The 20,307-nt window shown below is 61.7% G+C and carries 17 protein-coding genes; 5 read left to right on the forward strand and 12 right to left on the reverse strand.

What is annotated here, in order from left to right:
* Nucleotides 1–27: 27 nt before the first annotated feature.
* The 3 genes from KHO30_RS01795 to KHO30_RS01805 are packed head-to-tail and all read right to left on the reverse strand — an operon-like array spanning nucleotide 28 to nucleotide 5,915.
* Complete coding sequence (locus KHO30_RS01795; RefSeq protein ID WP_425312874.1) at nucleotides 28–1,476, reverse strand: efflux transporter outer membrane subunit; 1,449 nt, start codon at nucleotides 1,474–1,476, stop codon at nucleotides 28–30.
* Entirely contained in the window at nucleotides 1,473–4,682 is a 3,210-nt protein-coding gene (locus KHO30_RS01800) for an efflux RND transporter permease subunit (RefSeq protein WP_211699850.1), read from the reverse strand. The genes KHO30_RS01795 and KHO30_RS01800 overlap by 4 nt, the downstream gene beginning before the upstream one ends.
* A gap of 12 nt (nucleotides 4,683–4,694) precedes the next feature.
* Entirely contained in the window at nucleotides 4,695–5,915 is a 1,221-nt protein-coding gene (locus KHO30_RS01805; RefSeq protein WP_211699851.1) for an efflux RND transporter periplasmic adaptor subunit, read from the reverse strand.
* 440 nt (nucleotides 5,916–6,355) lie between these two features.
* On the opposite strand from KHO30_RS01805, the gene KHO30_RS01810 reads away from it, so the two are divergent.
* Together KHO30_RS01810 and KHO30_RS01815 are read left to right on the forward strand one after the other, a co-directional pair.
* The gene (locus KHO30_RS01810) at nucleotides 6,356–7,099 is read left to right on the forward strand and encodes a response regulator (RefSeq protein WP_211699852.1); all 744 of its coding nucleotides are present in this window, start codon (nucleotides 6,356–6,358) and stop codon (nucleotides 7,097–7,099) included.
* A complete protein-coding gene (locus tag KHO30_RS01815; RefSeq protein ID WP_093634349.1) occupies nucleotides 7,083–8,330 on the forward strand; it encodes an ATP-binding protein in 1,248 nt (415 codons plus the stop codon). The genes KHO30_RS01810 and KHO30_RS01815 overlap by 17 nt, the downstream gene beginning before the upstream one ends.
* Before the next feature lie 20 nt (nucleotides 8,331–8,350).
* Here KHO30_RS01815 and KHO30_RS01820 read toward each other — a convergent pair whose 3' ends face one another.
* The 4 genes from KHO30_RS01820 to KHO30_RS01835 all read right to left on the reverse strand — a co-directional run bounded on the left by KHO30_RS01820 (nucleotide 8,351) and on the right by KHO30_RS01835 (nucleotide 12,795).
* Nucleotides 8,351–8,521 carry a hypothetical protein gene (locus KHO30_RS01820; protein ID WP_167378368.1) on the reverse strand — a complete coding sequence of 57 codons (171 nt, stop codon included), beginning with the start codon at nucleotides 8,519–8,521 and terminating at the stop codon, nucleotides 8,351–8,353.
* A 583-nt stretch (nucleotides 8,522–9,104) separates the two neighbouring features.
* Nucleotides 9,105–9,872 (reverse strand): 4-hydroxy-2-oxoheptanedioate aldolase, encoded by a 768-nt coding sequence (gene hpaI, locus KHO30_RS01825; RefSeq protein ID WP_093634348.1) that lies wholly within the window; start codon nucleotides 9,870–9,872, stop codon nucleotides 9,105–9,107.
* On the reverse strand, nucleotides 9,859–11,148 hold the full coding sequence (locus KHO30_RS01830) for an MFS transporter (protein WP_093634444.1): 1,290 nt from the start codon (nucleotides 11,146–11,148) through the stop codon (nucleotides 9,859–9,861). The genes hpaI and KHO30_RS01830 overlap by 14 nt, the downstream gene beginning before the upstream one ends.
* A 99-nt stretch (nucleotides 11,149–11,247) precedes the next feature.
* Entirely contained in the window at nucleotides 11,248–12,795 is a 1,548-nt protein-coding gene (locus KHO30_RS01835; protein WP_211699853.1) for a UxaA family hydrolase, read from the reverse strand.
* A 250-nt stretch (nucleotides 12,796–13,045) separates the two neighbouring features.
* Here KHO30_RS01835 and KHO30_RS01840 point away from each other — a divergent pair, with 250 nt between their 5' ends.
* The gene (locus tag KHO30_RS01840; RefSeq protein ID WP_200617762.1) at nucleotides 13,046–14,023 is read left to right on the forward strand and encodes a LacI family DNA-binding transcriptional regulator; all 978 of its coding nucleotides are present in this window, start codon (nucleotides 13,046–13,048) and stop codon (nucleotides 14,021–14,023) included.
* Nucleotides 14,024–14,435: 412 nt separating this feature from the next.
* Here KHO30_RS01840 and KHO30_RS01845 read toward each other — a convergent pair whose 3' ends face one another.
* From KHO30_RS01845 to KHO30_RS01855, 3 genes are all read right to left on the reverse strand, one after another.
* Nucleotides 14,436–14,954 carry a hypothetical protein gene (locus KHO30_RS01845; RefSeq protein ID WP_211699854.1) on the reverse strand — a complete coding sequence of 173 codons (519 nt, stop codon included), beginning with the start codon at nucleotides 14,952–14,954 and terminating at the stop codon, nucleotides 14,436–14,438.
* Between the two features lie 223 nt (nucleotides 14,955–15,177).
* Complete coding sequence (locus tag KHO30_RS01850) at nucleotides 15,178–15,657, reverse strand: nuclear transport factor 2 family protein (protein ID WP_093634345.1); 480 nt, start codon at nucleotides 15,655–15,657, stop codon at nucleotides 15,178–15,180.
* 17 nt (nucleotides 15,658–15,674) lie between these two features.
* Nucleotides 15,675–16,376 (reverse strand): TetR/AcrR family transcriptional regulator, encoded by a 702-nt coding sequence (locus KHO30_RS01855; RefSeq protein WP_211699855.1) that lies wholly within the window; start codon nucleotides 16,374–16,376, stop codon nucleotides 15,675–15,677.
* Between the two features lie 107 nt (nucleotides 16,377–16,483).
* Between KHO30_RS01855 and KHO30_RS01860 the strand changes: the two genes are divergently transcribed.
* On the forward strand, nucleotides 16,484–17,134 hold the full coding sequence (locus tag KHO30_RS01860) for a YceI family protein (protein ID WP_211699856.1): 651 nt from the start codon (nucleotides 16,484–16,486) through the stop codon (nucleotides 17,132–17,134).
* A 56-nt stretch (nucleotides 17,135–17,190) separates the two neighbouring features.
* On the opposite strand, the gene tdh is transcribed toward KHO30_RS01860, so the two are convergent.
* Nucleotides 17,191–18,222, reverse strand: a complete 1,032-nt coding sequence (gene tdh, locus KHO30_RS01865; protein WP_028195988.1) for an L-threonine 3-dehydrogenase — start codon at nucleotides 18,220–18,222, stop codon at nucleotides 17,191–17,193.
* A gap of 13 nt (nucleotides 18,223–18,235) precedes the next feature.
* On the reverse strand, nucleotides 18,236–19,435 hold the full coding sequence (locus KHO30_RS01870) for a glycine C-acetyltransferase (protein ID WP_211699857.1): 1,200 nt from the start codon (nucleotides 19,433–19,435) through the stop codon (nucleotides 18,236–18,238).
* A 169-nt stretch (nucleotides 19,436–19,604) separates the two neighbouring features.
* On the opposite strand from KHO30_RS01870, the gene KHO30_RS01875 reads away from it, so the two are divergent.
* Entirely contained in the window at nucleotides 19,605–20,231 is a 627-nt protein-coding gene (locus tag KHO30_RS01875; protein WP_200653256.1) for a helix-turn-helix domain-containing protein, read from the forward strand.
* Nucleotides 20,232–20,307: the final 76 nt, after the last annotated feature.

Here is a 20,307-nt window from a genome sequence, read left to right on the forward strand (position 1 = left end):
CTCCCGAATGTTCTCACCTTTCGGCTTTCAGCTCCCCTCCCAACCGCCACCTAACACCTTGTACAAAGTCACGAGATTGGCCTGTCGCGACAGACTATCCGATGCCAGTTGCTGCTGCGCGGTGTAGAGCGTGCGTTGCGCGTCGAGGAACGTGAGGAAGCTGTCCGTACCCGCCTTGTAGCGCGCCTGAGCAAGCGTGTAGTACCGCTGCGACGACGTCACGTAGTCACGATCCGCCTCCACCTGATCGACGTACGTTGCACGCGCAGTCAGTGCGTTCGCGACTTCTTTGAACGCTGTCTGAATGGCGCTCTCGTAATCAGCGACCTCGATTTGTTTCTCGATCTTGGCGACGTCGAGCGATGCCTTGTTGCTGCCGTAATCGAAGATCGGCACTGACACGGTCGGCGCGAATTCCCAAGCGCCTGTGCCCGCTTTGAACAAACTTGAAAGCGTCGAACTCGATGTACCAGCCGAAGCCGTCAGCTCGATCTTGGGAAAGAACGCAGCGCGCGCGGCGCCGATGTTCGCATTCGCCGCCTTCAGCGCATGTTCCGCCTGCACGATGTCGGGACGACGGGTGAGCAGCAACGACGGCACGCCCGCACCGATGTCGGCGAACATCGTCTCGTCGTCGAATTCGCGGGCGGGTGGAAGGTCGTCGGGAATCGGCGCGCCGAGCACGGCGACCAGGTTGTTGCGGTCCTGCGCGACGGCGCGCCGATAGGACGCAAGGCTCGCCTTCGCGCTCGCCAACGAGTTTTGCGCCTGCTGCACGTCGAGCATCGACGAATTGCCCAACTCCTGAATGCGCTTGGTCACGTCGTATGTCGACTGATCCGCCTTGACCGTGTCTTCGGTGATTTGCAGGAGACGTTCGTCGGACAGGAGCGTCAGGTAGTCGGTCGCTACCGTCGCGATCAGGCTGATCTGCGTACTCTGCCGCGAGGCATCCGTCGCGAGATAGTTTTCCAGAGCCTGACGCTTGAGGCTGCGCAAGCGTCCAAAGAAGTCGATCTCCCATGACGTAGTACCGACGCTCACATCGCTGGAACTGCTCGTCACGCCTGAAGTGCGCTCGCGAGTCAAGCTGCCGCTCGCGCTGATCGACGGCGCGAGCGCTGCACGCGTGATGCGGTATTGCGCTTCGTACTCGGCTACGTTCAACGCGGCGACGCGCAGGTCGCGGTTGTTGTCGAGCGCGATCTCGATCAGCCGTTGCAGACGCTCGTCGCGAAAGAAGCTGCGCCAGGCCATGTCGGCGGCAAGCGGCGGTGCGGTAGTTGTCGTTCCCGGCGTCGCGGTTCCTGAAGCCGTTCCCGAAGCCGCAGCGCTAGTGCTCTCATACGCCTCGCCTTTGGGATAAGCCACCGCAACGGGTGCCGCGGGCCGTTCATAGTGCGGGTCCAGCGTGCACCCCGTCAGCATGGCAACAGCGAACGCCACCATGCATGCGCTCAATTTGAGTCTCATCATTCAACACCTTCCTGTTGCTTGGCATCGCCGTGTTCGCCGAACAGGCGGCGCACGACAACAAAAAACACCGGCACGAAAAAGATGGCGAGCAGCGTCGCGGCGATCATGCCGCCCATCACGCCGGTGCCGATCGCATGCCGGCTCGCCGAGCCGGCGCCTGTGCTGATGACCAGCGGCAGTACGCCGAACACGAAAGCGAGCGATGTCATCAGAATCGGCCGCAGACGCAGCCGCGCGGCTTCCAGCGTAGCGTCGATCAGGCTGCGGCCCTGCGCTTGCAGGTCCTTGGCGAATTCGACGATCAGGATCGCGTTCTTGGTGGAGAGCCCGATGGTCGCGAGCAAGCCGACCTTGAAGTAGATGTCGTCGGACAGCCCGCGAATATGCGCGCCCAGTACCGCGCCGAGCACGCCCAGCGGCACGACCAGAATCACCGCGATCGGAATGGACCAGCTCTCGTACAGACCGGCCAGACAGAGAAACACCACGACCAGCGAAATCGCGTACAGGTAGATCGCCTGGGATCCGGCAAGGCGCTCCTGGTACGATTGCCCGGTCCAGTCGATGCCATAGCCGGCGGGCAGCTTCTTCACGAGCGCGTCGACGGCGGCCATCGCCTGGCCCGTGCTGGTGTTCGCACCGGTTTGCGCGGTGATTTCCATCGCCAGCGTGCGGTTGAAGCGTTCGATCTGCGGCGGCCCGAACGTCCATTTGCCTGTAGCGAACACGGAGAACGGGACCATCTGGCCGTCGTAGCCTGTGGTGGTCGTACTGCTCGTGCTTGTGGTCGAGCTGCTTGAAGTGCTCGTACTGGTACTCGTGCTCGAACTGCTCGTCGTGCTGGACTTCACATACCACCGTCCAATATCGGATGGCATCATCCGGTAAGGCGCATCGGCCTGCACGTAGACCTTCTGGATGCGTCCCGTATCGACGTAGTTGTTCACGTAAGTCGAACCGAACGCGGTCTGCAACGTGTCGTTCACGTCGGCGATTGAAAGCCCGAGCGCACTCGCCTTCTCGCGATCGATATCCACATGGAACTGCGGCGTATCGTCGAGGCCGCCGGGACGCATGCCGGCTAGCGCGCTGTCCTGCGCGGCAAGCGCGATCAATTGCTGGCGCGCGGCCATCAGCTTGTCGTGGCCCTGCCCGGCGCGATCTTCCAGTTCGAAGTCGAGACCGCTCTGCGTGCCGAGTTCCTGAATGGCCGGCGGATTGAGCGCGAAAATCTGCGCGTCGTGCGAGGCGGCGAAATGCATGTTGGCGCGCTGGATGATCGCCGCCGCCGAACCGTCGCTGCCGCGCCGCGTGCTCCAGTCCTTCAGCTTGACGAATGCAAGGCCGTTGTTCTGCCCCGAGCCGTTGAAGCTGAAACCGGTCAGCGCGATGATCTTGTCCACCTGCGGCAGACCGAGGTAATACGCCTCGACTTTTTTCACGACTTCCAGCGTCTGCGCGGCGGGCGTGCCGACAGGCGCGGAAATCGACGTGATGATGATCCCCTGATCCTCGTCCGGCAGATAAGACGACGGCAGCTTCATGAAGAGCAGCGCAACCACGCCCCCAATCAGCAGGTAGATCACCATATAACGCATCGGCTTGCCAATCACGCGCGCAACCGTCGAGTCGTAACGATCGGCTCCACGAGTCAGCACACGGTTGAACCAGCCAAGCACGCCGCGCTTCGTGTGGTGCTCGACGTCCGCGCGCCGCAGCATGGTCGCGCACAGCGCCGGTGTCAGCGTCAATGCGAGGAACACGGAGAGCAGCATCGCCGCGACGATCGTGATGGAGAACTGCCGGTAGATCGCGCCCGTGGACCCCGAGAAAAACGCCATTGGAATGAACACGGCAATCAGCACGGTCGTAATGCCGACCAGTGCGCTGGTGATCTGCTTCATCGCTTTGCGCGTGGCTTCGACGGGCGATAGTCCCTCTTCCGCGATCAGCCGCTCCACGTTTTCCACGACCACGATCGCGTCGTCCACCAGCAGCCCGATCGCAAGCACGAGCCCGAACATCGACAGCACGTTGATCGAAAAGCCCACTGCCGACATCACCGCAAACGTGCCGAGCAACGCGACCGGCACGACGATGGTCGGAATCAACGTCGCGCGCAGGTTTTGCAGGAACACGTACATCACGACGAAGACCAGCATTACCGCTTCGATCAGCGTCTTCACCACTTCTTCGATCGAAATGCGCACGAACGGCGTAGTGTCGTACGGATAGTCGACCACCACGTTGTGCGGCAATTGCCCGCTCATTTCGTTCAGCTTCGCGCGGACCGCTTTGGCTACGCTCATCGCGTTCGCACCGCTCGCCAGTTTGACCGCGAGCGAGGCCGCCGGCTTGCCGTTCAGTCGCGAGTCCGTGCTGTAATCGTCGCCGCCGACTTCGACGCGCGCAACGTCCTTCAGCATGACCTTCGAGCCGTCGCTATTCACGCGCAGAAGGATCGCGCCGAACTGCGCGGGCGTGGTGAGCAGGCTCGATGCCGAAATGGTCGCGTTCAGCGCCTGCGTCTTCGTGGACGGCGAGCCGCCGATCTGGCCGACCGAGAGTTGCACGTTCTGATTCGTGATCGCGGTGGTGACGTCGCCGGCAGTCAGGCCGACGGCCTGCAGCTTCACCGGATCGAGCCAGATACGCATGGCGTGCTGCGCGCCGAACAATGTCACGTCGCCGACGCCGTCGATCTGCGTTAGCGGGTCTTCGATCTGCGTTGCGATGATATTGCCGAGATCGATGGAATTCATGCTGCCGTCGGAGGACGAGAGCGACACGATCATCAGAAACGCATTGGCTGCCTTCGCAACCTGCACACCCTGGTCCTGAACCGTCTGCGGCAGCGACGAACTGGCCTGCTCGACTTTGTTCTGTACCTGTACCTGGGCGATATCGGCATTGGTGCCCTGCTGGAACGTGAGCGTGATAGTGGCCTGCCCGGCCGAACTGCTGGTGGACGACATGTAGAGCAGATGGTCGATGCCGCTCAGCTTCTGCTCGATCACCTGCGTGACCGTTGTCGCCACGGTTTCAGCCGAGGCGCCCGGATAAGTCGCCGTGATCTGCACGGAGACCGGCGCCACGCTCGGATACTGTTCGACCGGAAGCGTCCCGATGGAGGCGCCGCCGATCATCATGATGACGATGGCGATGACCCACGCGAGGATCGGTCGATTGATAAAGAAACCTGCCATGAGTGTCTCGCTTTAGCTATGTGCGGCCGACGTCGTGTCCGCGGTGGCGGGCGCACCCGATATGGCTGGCGATTCGACCGGCTTCACAACACCGCCCGCGCGCGCTTTCTGCGATCCGGCGACGATCACGCGATCGCCCGCCTTGAGGCCGCGCGTGACGAGCCAGTCGGCGCCTGAAGCGGTGTCCGCCGTGACGGGCGTTTGCGTGACCTTGTTGTCGGCGCCGACCGTCAGCACGCTCGCCGAGCCGTCGGATGCACGCGAGACCGCGAGTTGCGGCACCGTAATCGCCTGCTGGTTCACACCCTCTTCAAGCCGGGCGCGCACGAACATACCGGGCAGCAGCACGCCGTCCGGATTCGGGAACACGCAACGCAAGGTGACCGAGCCGGTGGTGGCGTCGACGGTGATATCGGAGAACAGCAGCTTGCCTGGCTGCGTGTACGTGCTGCCGTCTTCCATCACGAGATGAACGACTGCGCCGTCCGAGGCCGCCTGTTGCAACTGGCCACTGGCGAATTCTTTCTGCAGCCGCAACCAGTCGGCGGATGAGCGCGTGACGTCGAGATACATCTCGGTCGTCGCCTGGACCGTCGCGAGCGCGGTGGTCTGCTCCGCGGTGACGAGCGCGCCTTCAGTCACGCTCGATTTGCCGATCCGTCCCGCGATGGGCGCAACGACTTTGGTGTAGCCGAGGTTGATCGCGGCAGTCTTCAATGCGGCACGGTCGGCGACCACGTCGGCCTTCGCTTCCTCCAGGGAGGCGACGGCGTCGTCGTAGTCCTGCTTGCTCACGCCTTCGATCTTCGATAATTCGGCGTACCGGGTGGCCTTGGTCTGCGCGGCGCTCGCTGTCGCCTCGGCTTTGGCCAGCGTGCCGACGGCCTGGTCGTAAGTTGCCTGGTAGCTGGACGGGTCGATCTGGTAAAGCAGCGCGCCGGCTGCGACCAGCGAGCCTTCCGTGAAGAGGCGCTTTCGGACGATGCCTTCGACCTGCGGCCTGACTTCGGCGACGCGGATCGCCGACAGTCGCCCGGACAATTCGGTACTCGACACCACGGCGTGCGGCGCGATCGTCTGGACGCCAACTTCGGGGATCAACTGTGGCGGGCCATGCGGCGCCTGCTCGCCGCAACCCGCCAGCCAAAACGTGGCGACAGCGACTGTGGCGGCAAGATAGGTGAATCTCGGTACACGCGAGGAAGATCCGGACGCGCTAGGATTATTCGGCATGCTGTGGGCATCCTTCGACTCAATTCGACAAAGGGCCGTCTGGCATGCGTTGTTCGCTAAAGCGGGGCGGGTGAAAACGTGTCGGTCGACCACGCGCCTGAATCTGCGCGCAAACCAACCCACTGAGCCCGGAGGAAACCGCGTAACGCCACCAGCGGCGAGAAGTGGCCCAGCATAGTGAGTGGCGTCTTACGGTGGCTTAGACGAGGATTACGAGTTGTAACGAGGCGCGTGGTGTTGCGATGAATCGGACGGTGTGACGTTGACCGGCACGGGCTGCTTCACGCAGGCGGACAAATCCGAAGGCAGGCGTCGTAATAAACTGTAAGTGCAGATAAGAACCCGAAACCGCTGCCACCGCGAGATTCGCTATATTGCGACATGCGATAGACGCGCTGCCGCGCCGTCCGTCAATTGTCCTCATCGATCAGGGCCCAGCCATGTCAGACACGCCCATCCAGGTTTTACTGGTCGACGACGACGCCGACCTTCGTGACCTGCTCAGAACCTTCTTTCAACAACGCGGCATCGAAATGTCCGTGTTGCACGACGCGAACCATCTGGCACGCCGGTTGGAACGCGAACGGCCCTCGATCATCGTGCTCGATCTGATGATGCCGGGCGTCGACGGACTCAGCGCGCTCAGGCAATTGCGTGCGCATGGCGACACGATTCCCGTGATCATGCTGACGGCGCGCGCGGACGGCGTGGATCGCATAATCGGTCTGGAACTCGGCGCCGACGACTACCTCGGCAAGCCGTTCATGCCGCAGGAACTGCTTGCGCGTATTCATGCGGTGTTGCGCCGGCATGCGCAGCCATTGTCGGGGTCCACGGCTACGGCGCTCGAAAAACGTGAAGCACTGCGCTTCGGCCGCTTCCGGCTCGACTTCGCGAGGCGCACCCTGTTTCGCGATGACGAAGCGCTCAAGTTGACCGGTGGCGAATATGCGCTGCTCGAAGTGCTCGCCGCGCATCCAATGGAAACGCTGTCGCGCTCGAAGCTCGTCGATCTGCTGCATGGGCCGAACTCAGAAGTAACCGAACGCGGTATCGACGTACCGGTGTGGCGCCTGCGCCGTCTGCTTGAAGACGACCCGGCCAATCCGCGCCGGATCCAGACCATACGCGGCATCGGCTATATGTTCGTGCCCGACGCCAATGACGATGAAAAATCCCTTTAACACACTGTTTGGCCGGCTCGCGTTGATGACGGTGAGCCTGATCGTGCTGGTGCACATCACCGCAATCGTTCTCGTGGACCGTGACCGCGGCCAGATCGACGCGGGTCATGCACAACGCGCTTTAGTGCTCGCGGTTGAGGCGGAACGCGGCGGCCCGCTCGCCGCCTCCCAGGTCGCGGCAACGCTCGGTGTGTCCTATGTGAGCGCGCAAGACGCGATTCGGTATGGCTGTCCTGCGCCGTGTGAGAACACCTCGGGTCCGTTCGAACACGACTTGCGCGAGAAATTGCCAGCAGGCAGCCAGGTCGTATCTGACGGCGAGAACGGCACGGTCTGGGTCCACTACGCGGGCAATCCAGGCTGGCTCAAAATGCAAAACTCGACGCTGCCGGCGCGTCGCTTCCTGGGCGCATCGGCGACGATGCTGGTGTTGGCGGTGATCATCGCGCTGCTCGGCGCATGGCAATTGCAGCGGCCGTTGCACCGGCTGGCGCTCGCCGCGCGCGAGTTCCGCGTCGGCCATCGCGCGCCGGTCGTGGAGGCGAGCGGCCCGCGCGAGTTGAAGGAACTGATCGGCGACTTCAATCAGATGGTGCATGAACTTGCGCAGGCCGAGCAGGAGCGCGCGGTGATGCTGGCCGGCGTGGCGCACGATCTGCGTGCGCCGATCACACGCATGCAGGTGCGCGCGGATCTGCTGCCCGATGAAGCGAATCGCCGTGGTTTTTTGCGGGACTCGGAGTCGTTGTCACGCATCGTCACGCAGTTTCTCGACTTCGCACGTGAGACGGCGGATACCTCGCCAAGCACCAGCGTCGATGCCCACTGTCGCCGGCACTACGGCGACGGCCTCGCGGACGATGCGCTCGTGCGCCTCGATCTACAAGCTGGCGATGGTTTTGGGTTGCCGCTTGTCGATCTCGACCGGATTCTGACCAATCTGATCGAGAACGCGCTCACTTACGGCGAGCCGCCGGTGGAAATTTCGACGTCCCGCCGCGACGGCCAATATACGCTCGAGGTCCGCGATCACGGCGGCGGCATTCCGAGCGGTCAACTTGATCGTGCGCTGCAACCGTTCGTGCGACTCGATGAAGCGCGTAGCGGCGATGCGCACTGCGGGCTCGGGCTTGCGATCGTGCGGCGCCTCGTGCGATATAACGGCGGCGTTTTTCATGCCGATAACGCCGCCGCCGGCGGGTTCGTGGTGACGCTTACGTTTCCCGCCTAGTTTCTGGCCTGGTTTCCGGCTCAGCCCTGAGCAGCGTTGCCAGGAACGACGATCGCACCGTGCGGTCCGCCGCCACCAGGTCCACCCCCACCCCCGCCGCCACCGCCCCAACCTGGAGGCGGCCCCCACCAGCATCCGCTCAAGGTTGCGCTCAGTGCGGCCAGCGCCGCGATTGCCAACAGCTTCTTCATGCTTTCTCCATCGATAGATCTACGGTGACGCAAAGTCGTTGCTCGAGTGGCGACGACACGCGTTATCCGCAACTTATCAACGAGCGAAAGATCATGTTTTACGAGAGCGTTACAAGATGGCGAAGTTTGGCCGCTTCTGGTGCGCACAAGCTGCGGTGTGTATCGCCGTGCGGCGCAGGTAGCACGGCCTTTGCGACGTGACCCGACGCAAGCTGCCGCGCTCACCCTTTGTTTGTATATGGAAGAGGATGTAAGGAGATTGGCGGTATCGGTCTTGCTCTTGCACGTGTCAGGGTGAGGTTCGGAGTGCTCGCTGCATCACCGAAAGCGACCACGACGAAGACTCCCTGGAAATCCTCACCTTATTTAAGGTGCGCGCTCAGCGAGGCGATTTCTCACCTCCTGGAATCGCTCACCTTTGTGGATCATCTCCTGGAATTCCTCACCTTAGCGCGTCGCTGCCTGCTCCTAAGGTGCTGTTCGACTCATGGGATGACTCACCTCTGGAGGAGATGATGTCGTCTCCTGGAATTCCTCACCATTGATCGCGGTGGCACCATCTCCTGGAATTCCTCACCATTCTTCACTGCTCGATGAATTCCCGGGCGAGCTTGCGTGCCGCGTTCGCAAACATAAGGATGTCCACACCGGTCGCGACGAACGTGCATCCAAGCTCGAGATAGCGACGTGCGAGCACCGGGTCCGAGGTCAACGTGCCGGCCGCCTTGCCGGAAGCAATGATGGTGCGCATCGCGGCTTCGATCGCGTTCTGCACTTCCGGATCGCCGGGCTTGCCGCGATGGCCCATCGACGCGGCCAGATCCGCAGGCCCGATGAAGACGCCATCCACGCCGTCAACCGCGCAGATGGCTTCGAGATTGTCGAGCGCTGTGACCGTCTCCGCCTGCACGAGCAGGCAAATTTCGCTGTCCGCGATATCCAGATAGTCGGTCCGCGAACTCCAGCGCGACGCACGTCCCACCGCACTGCCCACACCACGAATTCCATGGGGCGGATAGCGTACGGCAGCCACGCACGCGCGAGCCTGATCCGCGGTATCGATCATCGGAACGAGGAGGTTACGTGCGCCGATATCAAGCAGGCGCTTGAGCAGCGCCGGATCACCGTTCACGGGTCGCACGACGGCTTCGGCGGAATACGGCGCGACCGCCTGCAATTGCGCAAGAATGCTGCGCACGTCGTTCGGGGCGTGCTCGGCGTCGATCAACAGCCACTCGAAGCCGGCGGTCGCGCTGACTTCGGCCAGGTAGGCGTCGGCCATCGAAAGCCAGAAGCCGATCTGTCGTTGACCATTTGCAAGCGCCGCCTTGAATGGGTTAAGCGCTGACATCGACGTTGCGTTCATCACGATTTCTAGCTTCCACGGGGACTTGATTGAATTGAATGGGCTCCACCTTTCCGAGCAGGAACAGGTAGTTGAGGATCGCGATCACGATCAGCCCCGACGAGAACAGCAGCGCTGGAATGAAAGAGCCGGTTGCACCGACGATCGCGCCGGTGACGATCGGCCCGACCACGCCGCCCATGTTGGAAACGGTGTTCTGGATGCCCGCCACCCGCGACACCATGTTCCCCGGCGCGACATCTCCCGGTAGCGCCCAGACCTGGGATGCGGCGACGGTCGTGCCCGACTTCGCCACGCAGAGCAATGCGACGGCCACGAGCGGAGAAGTGGCGAACGCCGCGAGTCCAATGCTTGACGCCATCACCAGGCCGACCACGAGGAACAGTTTTCGGGTCGCGGTGAGCGACAACTTTCCAGATGCATACACACGATCGGAAGCCCAGCCCGCGAATACCTCGACGATCATCGAAAGGACGAGCGGTAGCGAAGCCATGAAGCCCATCTCCATCAGGCTCATGCCGCGTTCCTTGACGAGATACGTCGGCAGCCAGGTGATGAAGAAGTACGAGTTGTAGTTGATCATGAAGAAGCCGATGCACATGGCCCAGATGTTCCGATGCGCAAACAGCCTGTGCCAGGGTACATCGGCGGCCGCGCCCGTGCTGTCGCCGCGCGACACCGCTTCGCCATCGCGGATATGGGCAAGCTCGGCCGCATTCACGCGTTTGTGATCCGCTGGCGAATCCCTGAACACGAACACCCAGACGACGCACCAGATGAGACCCAGCACACCGGTGATCGCAAAGGTGACCTTCCAGTCGAAAGTCGCCAGCAGCCAGGCGATCAGCGGCAGCGCCACCGCGCCGCCAAGCTTGGACCCGCTATCGAAGATGCCGGCCACCGTTGCGCGCTCCTTGCGAGGAAACCATCGCGAGGCAATGCCCGCGTTACTGGGGTAGGCGCCCGCTTCGCCGATGCCCAGCATGACCCGCAGGAGCACGAGGGACTTGAAGCCGGTGGCGAGTCCGGTGACGGCCGTCGCAAGCGACCACCAGAACACGGACGCACCCAGCACGATCTTCTGTCCGAAGCGATCGGCGAGCATGCCCGCAGGCAATTGCAGCAACGCGTATGACCAGAAGAAAGCCGACATCACGATGCCCATCTCCATCGCGCTGAGATGGAACTCCGCCTGAAGATGGGGAGCCGCGGCGGACAGCACCGTGCGGTCGATATAGTTGATGGCAATGGCCGACCACATCAGACCGGCCACCAGCCAGCGCACTTTGCTGCGTGGCGCCTGTTGCAAGGCTTGGTTCAATCTCTGTCTCCGCTTTTTTTGTAGGAATGAGGTGGCGTTTCAGCTCACGATGCCCATATGCCAGGGCACAAATTCGTGATCGCCCAGCCCGAGCAATTCACTGCGGGTGCGCTCACCCGACGCGGCCCGCAGAATGTGCTCGAAGATATCCTTCCCCATCTCCTCGACTGACCGCTCGCCGTCGAGGACAAGTCCGCAATTGATGTCCATATCGTCGGAGAGCCGCTTGAACATCGGCGTGTTGCTCGCGAGCTTGAGCGTGGGCGCGGGCTTCGAGCCGAACATCGAACCGCGGCCGGTCGTGAAGCAGATCAGGTTTGCTCCACTTGCAATCTGCCCGGTCACCGCAACGGGATCGTAGCCTGGCGAATCCATAAAGACGAAGCCGGCCCGGTCAATAGGCTCGGCGTATTCGTAGACAGCCTGCAGTGGCGTTGTGCCGCCTTTCATTGCCGATCCGAGCGATTTTTCGAAGATGTTGGCGAGTCCGCCCTTCTGATTACCCGGGCCGACGACACCGTTGAACTGACCGTTGTGGCCGCGCGTGTAGCGCTCCCACCACGCGAGCCGGTCGAGCAATTTCTGACCGACTTCCGGTGTCACCGCACGGCGCGTCAGCATGTATTCGACGCCGTGAATTTCGGGGGTTTCGGAAAGAATCGCCGTGCCGCCATGGCGCACCAGAATATCCATGGCCGCGCCCAGGGCCGGATTGGCCGTGATGCCCGAAAAGCCATCGGAGCCGCCACATTCCAGACCGATTTTGATGTGGCTCGCCGACACCGGGCGACGCTCGATATCGTTCGCTGACGGCAGCATCTTCTGTATGGCAGCGATCCCCGCTTCGATCGTTGCCCGGGTGCCACCTTCGTCCTGCATCACCAACGCGTGGACCGACGTACCGACATGAAGCCCTTGTGAATCGAGCAGGTCGCCCACCTGATTGCGTTCGCAGCCCAACCCGACGATCAACACCCCGGCAAGATTGGGATGACGCGCATAGCCGGCGAGCGTCCGGCGCAGGACATCGAAGTGTTCGCTGGGCGATGACATCCCGCAGCCACTTGTCTGCGCGAATGCGACCACGCCATCGACATTGGGATAAGGCGCAAGCCGCTCCGGCGTAAACCAGGCGGCGATATTCTTGATAACGGTCGACGAACAATTGACCGATGCCAGAATCCCGATGAAGTTGCGCGTCGCGACTCGCCCATCGGGCCGAACGATGCCGTTGAATGTGGCCCGTTCAGCTTCTGCCACGTACTCGACCGGACGCACATCGAGACAGAAACCCGGATCGCGCTCGAAATCGATCAGCTCGACGTTATGAGTGTGGACGTGATCGCCCGCCTCGATGTCGCGAGCCGCGAGGCCAATGACGGTGTCGTATTTACGGATCGGCGCACCACGTGGGATACGATAAGCGGCGACTTTGTGACCCGCGGTGACCTGCGCGCGGATGCGGATCGTCGCCTCGCCGATGCACAGTTGCTGTCCGATCGACAGCGATTCTCGCGCGATCAGTACATTGTCCGCGGCGTTAAGCCGGATCAGCGGCTCGCTCAACACCGTACCAGCCTGCGACATGCTGCTCTCCTGTCTCTCAAGTTCTGGGCGCACGCACTCGGGTCGCGCCAATCGCTTTTCTTCTAATCGATGTTACCGGTTCATGTAACCGGTAACATACGACGCATGGTAGTATGGTTTTGCCATAATCGCCAGCAACTTTTTTCGGGCCTGAGTGATCAACGTCGTGAGCAAACCGCCAACTACCCTGCTTGCCCCTGTCGAACGCAGCGCCTCCCGGCGCGCCCGCAAGAATTCCGGCCGCGTAACGCTGAGCGATCTCGCGGCGCTCGTCGGCGTGACGAAAGTGACCGTCTCACGCGCACTGAACACGCCTGAACTAGTTTCGGTCGATACGCTGGAGCGTGTCCAGGCGGCCGTCCGGCAAACCGGGTACACGCCTGACCTCATCGCCGGTTCGCTGGCGTCGACTCGCAGCCATCTCATCGTCGCGTTGATTCCGGCGATGGCCGGGAGCGTGTTTCAGGAAACCGTCGGCGCCCTGACGACCGAGCTTGCCGCGGCGGGCTACCAGTTGCTGATTGGGCAAAGCGGATACGACGAGTCGCGCGAAGACGCCCTGCTTGATGCGGTGATCGGCCGCCGGCCCGCCGGCATCGTACTGACCGGCGTTATTCATTCGCACAGTGCGAGGCAAAAGCTGCGCGCGTGCGGCATTCCTGTCGTCGAGACCTGGGACCTGACACGCGAGCCTATCGACATGCTGGTCGGCTTCTCTCATGAGAACGTCGGGAGGGCAGCCGCGGACTTTCTGAAGACGCGTGGCGTGCGGCGGCCCGCTGTCGTCACGCCCAGCGACCGGCGCGCGCAGGCCCGCACCAAAGCTTTCCTCAAAGCGTTCGGAAATGGCAAAGCAATCTCCTCCATTCCTGTCATGACGGTCGAGTCACCTGCGAATCTGGGCGACGGGCGACGGGCGCTGAAGGGCTTGCTCGACACGCACGCCGATATCGACGCCGTTTTTTGTGGCGCGGATATTCTGGCGCTAGGCGTGTTGATGGAAGCTGAGTACCGGGATATCTCAGTACCAGAGAAACTGCGTGTGATTGGCTACGGTGATCTGAATTTCGCGAAGGACACCACGCCACCGTTGTCGACCATGAGAATCGACGGCACGAGAATCGGAACGCTTGCGGCGACCATGCTAGTCGATCGGATTGAGAATCGCGCTGGCAGTGAGCCAATCGTCGATGTGGGGTTCAGTCTGATCGAGCGGGAAAGCACTTAGTGTCGTGGTGCTCTGTCAGCGGCAATGACTACGACTCCCTGGAAATCCTCACCTTATTTCAGGTGCGTACTCAACGCGGCGATTGCTCACCTCCTGGAATCGCTCACCTTTGGCGAGCGACCTCCTGGAACGCCTCACCTTGGCATGGCTTTGCTTACTTCCACGGTGCAGTTCGTCTCATGAGACGACTCACCTCTCGCTGATATGGCGACACCTCCTGGAACCGCTCACCTCTCGCCGACGTGATGTCATGTTCCCTGGAACAGCTCACCTTTCGTCGAGGTAGGTGCGTCTCCTGGAATTCCTCACCTTTGGCTGCGCTGACGATATTTCCTGGCGATCCTCACCTTTGATTGCGATGACATCATCTCCTGGAATTCCTCACCATCCTGGAATCGCTCACCTTTGCAGACTAGAACTTCACCTTCACCTGAAACCCGATCGTGAACGGAAGATTGTCCGAGGGGATCGGCGGGATCACAATGAAGTTAGCCCCAACGCGCTTGTAGTCGACCATCACGATCGGCGCGACCACCGGCCCGATCGTGTGGTTACGGCCGAGACCCCAGCTGCCGTAGTTATAGCCCGAGATAATCCCGCCGATCGCCGCGATCCGCACAATGCCCCAGTGCGCGAACTCGGGCGCCCAGACACCGCCGCCATAATAAGAAGGGCGCCGCAGCGAATTGCGGAAGCCCCCGGCAGTCACCGCCCATTGATTGTTGAGCCAGCATTCAACGCCAAGGCCAGGATTGAACTGCTCGAAATGGGTATTGGGGTCGGGATTGATGTGATACGAGCCAAGCATGGCGTCGACCCATATGCCGCCCTCGCACCAGTTGCCCGCATGCGCAGCGGACGCTGCGGCGAGGCTCGCGACGAGCGCTACGGCCGCGTGTCGAATCTGCTTTTTTGTCTGACGAAAATGCATGTATTCTCCGCCACCGATCGAACGCCGGTGTCATCTGTGTTCTAGGTATTCTTGCTTGTCGTCCGTCGCGCACTGTACCTCAACCCGTACTGGCGATGTGGAGGACACGCTCGGGCGCGCGGGCACGGGACGTGCCCCACGACGCAGACGCAACGATAACGGAGAACCGATGGCAGAGCGGTGAACACACGGCACGTGTCCACCTTCGATCGCTGGGAGAGGTCTAAAGGCCGAGGTCGGACAAGCCGGGATGGTCGTCAGGACGGCGGCCGAGCGGCCAATGATAAAGACGGTCGGCCTCGCGGATCGGCAGGTCGTTGATGCTGGCATGCCGGCGCGCCATCAGCCCGTGCTCATCGAACTCCCAATTCTCATTACCGTATGAACGGAACCAGTTGTTGGAGTCGTCGTGCCATTCGTAAGCGAAGCGCACAGCGATGCGGTTATCTGTGAATGCCCATAGTTCCTTGATCAGGCGGTAGTCGAGTTCCTTTGCCCATTTGCGGCGCAACAGGCCGACGATCTCCGCTCGGCCATGCGTGAACTCGGCACGGTTGCGCCAGACGCTATCCGGTGTGTATGCGAGCGACACGCGTTCGGGGTCGCGGGTATTCCAGCCGTCTTCCGCGGCGCGTACCTTCTGGATCGCGGTTTCGCGTGTGAAGGGCGGAAGAGGCGGGCGGGTTTCGATCGAGTCAGCCATGGTGTGTGTTTCCTCAGTCAGGTTTCTGTGCGCCGGGATGGCGGTCGTTTGCTTCGGGCTTCACTTGGGGACTTGCTCGCGGACTTACCTGCGAGTGGGTTCGATTCGCTTGCGGACTCGGTATTGAGCAAGGCTTCGGCGGCGGCTCGCGCGTCGAGCGCGGCGTCGGCCTCGCCGCTCACCAGCGCCACGGCAATGGCGCCGTCGAGCAGGATCAGCCATTGGCGCGACAAGCGCGCGGTGCGGCGCGCGTCCATGCCCGATTCGGCCGCGTAGTCATCGCACTGGGTTCGCACGAACACGAGCAGGCGCTCCTTGTGTTCACGCGCGACGATCCGGATCGGATCCTCCGCGGAGGCGATTTCGCCGGCCGCGTTCAGAAACGCGCAACCGTGAAAGTCCTCCGACGCAAACCATTCGCGCAGCACATCGAACATGCCGAGCAGGTGTGCGCGTGCAGTCTTGCCGTGCTGCAACGTGCCCGCGATAAACCAGTTCATCCAGCGTTCGTCGCGCCGCTCCAGCGCGGCCGCGACAAGCGCGTCTTTCGATTCGAAGTGCGTGTAAAAGCTCTTACGCGCAGTACCGGATTGCTTGACGATCGCATCGACACCGGTGGCATGGATACCGCCGGCGTAGATCAACGCCTCCGCGGCATCGAGCAGCCTTTCACGCGCGCTGCCGGATGCAAGCAATTCAGTTGGGGTTTGAGTAGCCATGTGCGAAGGGTAGAACGATCATTCTCCTTCGTCAAGTTTTTGTGCGCTTCGGCGGATTGCTGCGCTTGCTGTTATCGTGATGCTGGTCGACCAACCGGACGAATTCCATGAGCTTCCCTGTTGTCCGCATCACCTTGGTACGCGCGTTGCTCAGCGCAGCGCTGCTGACTTCGATGGCCTGCACGCCTTTGCAAGTGCTTACCCATACGGTCAGCCAGAACGAAGCACGCGTGCCGCCCGGCCGCTACGATCTCGATCGGGACCATTGCAGCATTACCTTCGACATCGATCACTTCAAGTACTCGCGCTTTACGATGCGCTTCGATCGCAGGCAGGGGCAACTCGACTGGAACGAAGGCGGGATGGACAAGAGTAGCGTCGCGATCACGATCGACGCCGCGAGCATCGATACGAATGTGCCACTACTCGACAAGATGGTGAAAAGCGACAGCATGCTCGACGTCGCACGCTATCCGGAGCTGCGCTTCGTCAGCACGCACTTTGAGCGCACCGGTGAATCGCGCGGCACGTTGACCGGCGATCTGACGATTCACGGCGTGACGCAACCTGTGACGCTCGATGTGACCTTCAACGGATTCGCGCCCGATCCGCTCACGAAAAAAGACACACTCGGCTTTTCCGCGGAAGGGCATTTCAGCCGCGCGAAGTTCGGTTTGTCGACGTGGTATCCGGCTGTCGGCGACGATATTCATGTGCGTATTCAGGCTGAGTTCGAAAAAACGCCCGCAGGCGCGTGAGCGCGGTGCGGGCGTTTTGTTTCAGCAGTTACGCTTGAGTGCAGCGCTGTTTCAAATCACGCAGCAGTCCAGTCGAGAATCACCTTGCCGCTCTCACCTGAGAGCATCGTGGCAAACGCTTCCTGGTAATCGTCGACCTTGAAGTGGTGCGTGAGGATCGGCGACAGATCCAAACCACTCTGCAGCATCGCGACCATCTTGTACCAGGTCTCAAACATCTCGCGGCCGTAAATGCCCTTGATTTCGAGGCCTTTGAAGATCACCTGGGTCCAGTCGATAGCGGTCTGCGCGGGCGGAATGCCGAGCAGCGCAATCTTGCCGCCGTGGTTCATCGCTTCGAGCATGCTGGTGAAAGCGCTCGGTACACCTGACATTTCCAGCCCGACGTCGAAACCTTCGGCCATGTGCAGATCCGCCATCACGTCGCGCAACGATTCACGCGAGACGTTCACGGCACGCGTTGCGCCCATCTTGCGTGCGAGTTCGAGGCGATAGTCGTTGACGTCGGTGATCACCACATTGCGTGCGCCAACGTGTTTCGCAATCGCTACTGCCATGATGCCGATCGGCCCGGCGCCGGTGATCAGCACGTCTTCGCCGACCAGGTTGAACGACAGCGCCGTATGCGTAGCGTTGCCGAACGGATCGAAAATCGCGGCGAGATCGTCGGAGATTTCAGGCGGAATCTTGAACGCGTTGAAGGCCGGAATCACGAGGTATTCAGCGAATGCGCCTTCACGATTCACGCCGACGCCCACCGTATTGCGGCACAGATGCCGGCGTCCTGCACGACAGTTGCGACAGAAGCCGCAGGTGATATGCCCTTCGCCCGACACGCGATCGCCGATCGCAAAGCCGCGCACTTCCTGACCCATCTCGACGATTTCGCCGACGTATTCGTGGCCGACATGCATCGGTACGGGAATCGTCTTTTGCGCCCAGTCGTCCCATTTCCAGATGTGGATATCGGTGCCGCAGATCGCGGTGCGCGTGATGCGGATCATCACGTCGTTGTGACCGACTTCGGGTTTCTTCACATCCGTTAGCGTGAGGCCCGGTGCGCGTTCGAGTTTTGCCAATGCTTTCATGTGCGCCTCCGCTTCAGATGACACCGAGTTGACGGCCGACGCGCGCAAATGCGTCGACAGCTCGATCGATTTGTTCCGGCGTGTGCGCGGCGCTCATTTGCGTGCGGATACGCGCGCGGCCTTTGGGCACCACGGGGAACGAGAAGCCGATCACGTACACGCCTTCCTTCAACAACGCGTCTGCCATGTTCGATGCAAGTTGCGCGTCGCCCAGCATGACCGGAATGATCGGGTGTTCGCCGGGTACGAGCGTGAACCCGAGCGCGCTCATCGCGCGGCGGAAATGCGCGCCGTTTTCGCGGACGCGCGCACGCAGTTGCGCGCCTTCGTCACTGGCGAGCAACTCAAGTACTTTCAGCGAGGCGGCGGCGATGCTCGGCGTCAGCGTGTTGGAGAACAGATAGGGACGCGAGCGTTGACGCAGCAGATCGATGACTTCCTGGCGCGCTGCAACGTAGCCGCCCGATGCGCCGCCCAGTGCTTTGCCGAGCGTGCCGGTAATGATGTCGACGCGCGACAGCACACCGCAATGTTCCGGCGTGCCGCGCCCATGTTCGCCGACAAAACCAACCGCGTGCGAATCGTCGACCATCACGAGTGCGCCGTAGCGGTCGGCGAGATCGCAAATGCCTGCGAGGTCGGCGATGATGCCGTCCATCGAGAAGACGCCGTCGGTAGCGATCAGCTTGAAGCGTGCGCCGGCGGCATCCGCTTCTTTCAGCCTGGCTTCGAGATCCACGAGGTCATTGTTCTTGTAGCGAAAGCGCTTCGCCTTCGACAGCCGCACACCGTCGATGATGCTCGCGTGGTTCAACTCGTCACTGATGATGGCGTCGTTGTCGTCGAGCAAGGTTTCGAACAGACCGCCGTTCGCATCAAAACAGCTGGAGTAGAGGATACAGTCGTCGGTTTGCAGAAATGCGGCCAACGCCTTTTCGAGGTCTTTGTGCACGGTCTGCGTACCGCAAATGAAGCGCACCGACGCCATGCCGAAGCCGTCGTTATCGAGGCCAAGCTTCGCGGCCTCGATCAGCCGTTCGTCGTTGGCCAGACCAAGATAGTTGTTCGCGCAGAAATTCAGCACTTCCGTGCCGTTCGCAAGGCGCACGTCAGCCGACTGGGGGCTGGCGATCACGCGCTCGTTCTTGTAAAAACCGTCAGCGCGGATCTGCTCGAGTGTGCCGCGCAGATGGGCGAGGTAAAGGTCACGCATGAACCAGACTCCTGAAAGGGTGGTGCGCCCACGCGCGACATGTCCGGCACTTGCGGCATGTTCGACGTCGAGGCGGGCTGTTATAGTCGGCTGTCAGTTTTATCGGATATTTTCGTTTTTCCGAACTAAAATCCGGTATGTCGAACAACTCTAAACGATAGGTCAGTAAATGGCAAGTTCGGGAATCCGCCGCGCAGCAGCCAGCGCGGCACCCATTTCAGGCGCGAGTCCGGTCCCGGCGATCGCTGCGCCGCCTCGCGTCGGCGAGCAGATTCAGCGCCTGCGCGCCGAACGGCGCATGACGCTCGACGACCTGTCGCGCGCGGCGGGCGTGTCGAAATCGATGCTCTCGGAAATCGAACGCGACAAGGCCAATCCGACGATCGCGGTCGCGTGGCGTCTGACGAACGCCCTCGGCGTCAGCCTCGATTCACTGTTCGCGCCGCAGAAGGCGCCGGAGGCGATTGCCGTCTCCGGTCCGCACGACATCCCGACTTTGAGCGGGCACGAGGCCAAGTATCAGTTGCGAGTCTGGGGTCCGATCGAATTGGCCGGCAAGTTCGAGTGGTACGAGTTGACGTTGCAGCCGGGTGGGGCGCTGGTGTCGAACGCGCACGAACCCGGCACGCGTGAGCATTTGACGGTGCTGCAAGGATCGATAGAGATCGAGGCGGCGGGCGCAACGAAGCGGCTCAAGGCCGCGGACACCGCGCGCTATGTCGCCGACGAGCCGCACGCAATCCGCAACGCCGGAAAGGGCGAGGCGAAAGCATTGCTAGTGGTGATTCACGGCTGAGGGGTAGGCGCACCGTTGCAGGTTGATGTCTGAATTGGACTGAATTGTCCGCTCGGCCGAGGTTGCGCGAGACACT

The sequence above is a fragment of the Paraburkholderia aspalathi genome, from assembly GCF_905220735.1.
GTDB classification, from domain to species: domain Bacteria; phylum Pseudomonadota; class Gammaproteobacteria; order Burkholderiales; family Burkholderiaceae; genus Paraburkholderia; species Paraburkholderia aspalathi.

Coding starts and splice junctions, on each gene's coding strand:
- KHO30_RS01875 (WP_200653256.1), top strand. CDS start 19,605: ATGGCAAGTTCGGGAATCCGCCGCGCAGCAGCCAGCGCGGCACCCATT.
- KHO30_RS01830 (WP_093634444.1), bottom strand. CDS start 11,148: ATGTGGTCGGCCATTGCCATCAACTATATCGACCGCACGGTGCTGTCC.
- KHO30_RS01800 (WP_211699850.1), bottom strand. CDS start 4,682: ATGGCAGGTTTCTTTATCAATCGACCGATCCTCGCGTGGGTCATCGCC.
- KHO30_RS01860 (WP_211699856.1), top strand. CDS start 16,484: ATGAGCTTCCCTGTTGTCCGCATCACCTTGGTACGCGCGTTGCTCAGC.
- KHO30_RS01845 (WP_211699854.1), bottom strand. CDS start 14,954: ATGCATTTTCGTCAGACAAAAAAGCAGATTCGACACGCGGCCGTAGCG.
- KHO30_RS01820 (WP_167378368.1), bottom strand. CDS start 8,521: ATGAAGAAGCTGTTGGCAATCGCGGCGCTGGCCGCACTGAGCGCAACC.
- KHO30_RS01805 (WP_211699851.1), bottom strand. CDS start 5,915: ATGCCGAATAATCCTAGCGCGTCCGGATCTTCCTCGCGTGTACCGAGA.
- KHO30_RS01855 (WP_211699855.1), bottom strand. CDS start 16,376: ATGGCTACTCAAACCCCAACTGAATTGCTTGCATCCGGCAGCGCGCGT.
- KHO30_RS01870 (WP_211699857.1), bottom strand. CDS start 19,435: ATGCGTGACCTTTACCTCGCCCATCTGCGCGGCACACTCGAGCAGATC.
- tdh (WP_028195988.1), bottom strand. CDS start 18,222: ATGAAAGCATTGGCAAAACTCGAACGCGCACCGGGCCTCACGCTAACG.
- KHO30_RS01835 (WP_211699853.1), bottom strand. CDS start 12,795: ATGTCGCAGGCTGGTACGGTGTTGAGCGAGCCGCTGATCCGGCTTAAC.
- KHO30_RS01815 (WP_093634349.1), top strand. CDS start 7,083: ATGAAAAATCCCTTTAACACACTGTTTGGCCGGCTCGCGTTGATGACG.
- KHO30_RS01810 (WP_211699852.1), top strand. CDS start 6,356: ATGTCAGACACGCCCATCCAGGTTTTACTGGTCGACGACGACGCCGAC.
- KHO30_RS01850 (WP_093634345.1), bottom strand. CDS start 15,657: ATGGCTGACTCGATCGAAACCCGCCCGCCTCTTCCGCCCTTCACACGC.
- hpaI (WP_093634348.1), bottom strand. CDS start 9,872: ATGTCAGCGCTTAACCCATTCAAGGCGGCGCTTGCAAATGGTCAACGA.
- KHO30_RS01795 (WP_425312874.1), bottom strand. CDS start 1,476: ATGATGAGACTCAAATTGAGCGCATGCATGGTGGCGTTCGCTGTTGCC.